This is a genomic window from Amycolatopsis sp. lyj-109, assembly GCF_046548995.1.
In the GTDB taxonomy this organism is placed as follows: Bacteria; Actinomycetota; Actinomycetes; order Mycobacteriales; family Pseudonocardiaceae; genus Amycolatopsis.
The window spans coordinates 1-1,648 of the sequence record NZ_JAJPWR010000060.1 but is presented as its reverse complement, the minus strand read 5'-3'; the positions used below and the strand labels follow the sequence as shown (position 1 = coordinate 1,648).

The window sequence follows — 1,648 nt, the reverse complement described above, 5'->3', positions numbered from 1 at the left end:
CCCGGATCCACCGATTTGATTTTTGGTGATCTTGAGGCTGGGTTGTTGATCTTGTTGTGGGTGGTGGGCGTGCTGGGTCGTGCTGGCTGGTCCAGCACGTCCACGGTGAGGTCTCCGGTCGTCGGGGCAGGGTCTCAGCGGAGCGGTGGTGGTGGCCGTGCGGTGCTGGTGAACAGGCCGAGCCAGCTGTCCTGCCAGGGCCAGTTCTGCGGGAGCCGCAGGGTGAGGGTGCGGGCGGTGCGGGTGACGCGGGCAGGAACGGCGATCAGCTGACGGCGGAGGGTGGCGGTGCGGGCCCGGGCGTGCGCCTGGCTGGCCAGGACACCGAGGGTGCGCAGCAGGTTGTGGGTCAGGGCTGTCAGGGTGAGCCAGGCTTGATTGGCGTGGAACTGCCCGGAGGGGAAGTGCGCCAGGGCGGAGTTGTTGAGGTCGGCGAAGACCTGCTCGATGGTGCCGGCCCGGCCGCGGTGCTGTTTCTCCGCATCGACGGTGTTCAGGCCGGTGTTGGTGAAGATGGCCTGGTAGCGCCAGACGGGGAACAGTTCGCCTTGGTCGGTGCGGGTTTCGGTGCGGTAGCGGCGCACGATCAGCCGGGCGGAGATGGGGCCTTGCGGGTGTTCGGTGGAGTTGGTGAAGGCGGTGTAGCCGGTCTCGGCGACCTGCGCGGTGTGGATCCAGGTCCCGGTGTCCTGATCGAATACCGGGGTGGCGTAGGTGATCGGAGTCCAGGCGTGCTCGTCGATGCCCTCGATCACCGGCTGCAGGCCGGGGTGCTGGCGCATGGTGATCGAGAACCGGGCCCCCGCCGCGATGACGGCGTGGAGCAGGGAACAGACGTAGTAGCCGGAATCCGCACGCACCAGCAGGTTCTCGGTGGCGCCGCAGCCACGGGCGGTCCGCAGCGCCTGCTCCACAAACGAGGTGGCGTTGCGGCGGGTGTCGGCCTGCCCGCCGCGCAGCCGGGTCGCCAGCAGCACCGGCGCCGCGATCGGGGTGGACAACGTGGCGGCGAGGAAGTGGTAGCCCCGCACGTGGGTGTAGCCGCGGTTCGCGCCGACCTTGCTGTGACCGTAGACCTGGGTGATCTTCGAGTCCACGTCCAGGATCGCGTACTCACCCACCCCGGGCAGCAACCGCCCGCCGGTGGCCCGGGCCAGGCGGGTCAGAACCTGCGCGGCGAACGCCTCCAACGCACCGGCGTGGCCGATGTCGAACCCGCGCAGGAACGTCCCCAGCGTCGACGGTGCCCGGACCCCGAGAAACACCCGGTGCATCGCGCCGGCCCGCAGCACATCCAGGTCGTCGATACTGTCGGCGCCCGCGGCCATGCCCGCGACGATCGAGAGCAGCTTCGCGCTCGGGTTCGCACCAGCCGGACCGGGGATCCTGATCCGTTCGGCCGCCAGATCGGCGAAGCCGACGTTCTCCGCCAGCCGCAGCATCGGCAGCAGCCCGGCATGGGACACGACACTCTGATCGTTGAACCTCGCCGCCACTCTGCCCCAGGTATGAGATGCTCGCATCCAGCAGATGCCCTCTCACTTAAGGTCTGTTTGTTCCCTAGACAAGAACAATCATCCCAGGTCAGAGGGCATCTGCCCGTTTACGACATACCCCCGGCCAGCACATTCACCGGTGGATCCGGGTC

At 68.3% G+C, this 1,648-nt stretch carries 1 protein-coding gene; it reads right to left on the bottom strand.

Annotated features, from left to right (window positions below):
* Positions 1-134: 134 nt before the first annotated feature.
* Positions 135-1,523: an IS1380 family transposase gene (locus ACLJQF_RS48805; protein WP_410617520.1), complete on the bottom strand. Its 1,389-nt coding sequence runs from the start codon at positions 1,521-1,523 to the stop codon at positions 135-137.
* Between the last annotated feature and the right edge of the window lie 125 nt (positions 1,524-1,648).

What these genes read in the sequence shown, in the direction of transcription:
- ACLJQF_RS48805 (WP_410617520.1), bottom strand. Translation starts at nt 1,523, where the DNA reads ATGCGAGCATCTCATACCTGGGGCAGAGTGGCGGCGAGGTTCAACGAT.